1 protein-coding gene is annotated in these 709 nt (G+C 35.3%); it reads left to right on the forward strand.

The window, feature by feature from the left end:
• The first annotated feature begins 197 nt into the window (after positions 1–197).
• The gene (locus G1O98_RS38495) at positions 198–560 is read left to right on the forward strand and encodes a four helix bundle protein (RefSeq protein ID WP_163939722.1); all 363 of its coding nucleotides are present in this window, start codon (positions 198–200) and stop codon (positions 558–560) included.
• Positions 561–709: the final 149 nt, after the last annotated feature.

Genomic DNA, 709 nt, shown 5'->3' on the forward strand with positions numbered 1-709 from the left:
TTATCTAAAAAGTCTACTCTCTTAACTCCAGCAGATGAAGAAATGAAAATTCGCCGAGCCTCCGCGATAAAATTGTTACCTTTAATAGAAAACCAAGAGCAATTATCAGAATATGCAAGTCTGATTTAGGCAAGAAAAAGGGAACAGGTAACAGGGAACAGGGAATAGAAAAAATTAGTAATAAATGAAGGGTTTATATGTCAGAAATTAATGATTTTAAAGACTTAAAGATTTGGCAAAAAGGGATAGATATAGCTGAGAAATGCTATTTTTTGACCAAACTCTTTCCTAAAGATGAGTTGTATGGAATGGTACAACAAATCAGAAGGTCTGCGGCATCTATTCCAGCTAACATAGCAGAAGGCTATGGAAGAAGATCAACGGCTGAGTATATAAGATTTCTTAACATTGCCCAAGGTTCACTTAACGAATTAGAAACACATATTATTTTATCTCAGAGAGTAGGATTATGTAGCCAAACTGACATAGAATCAATTATCTTTTTACTACGAGAAGAGAGCCGGATGATTATTGCTCTTATTAAAAAGCTACAACAATAAATTCTGTTCCCTGTTCCCTGTTCCCTTTTCCCTGTTCTCTGGAGAAAATTCATGTCGCTAAGTAAGTTTTATCCGTTCTCTGATTATGACAGAAAACAAATTGCTAAACTCCCTCCTGATATAGCAGCCCTAGCAGATAAATATCCAAG

The sequence above is a fragment of the Nostoc sp. UIC 10630 genome (genome assembly GCF_010747425.1).
Classification (GTDB): Bacteria; Cyanobacteriota; Cyanobacteriia; order Cyanobacteriales; family Nostocaceae; genus Nostoc.

Coding starts and splice junctions, on each gene's coding strand:
- G1O98_RS38495 (WP_163939722.1), top strand. CDS start 198: ATGTCAGAAATTAATGATTTTAAAGACTTAAAGATTTGGCAAAAAGGG.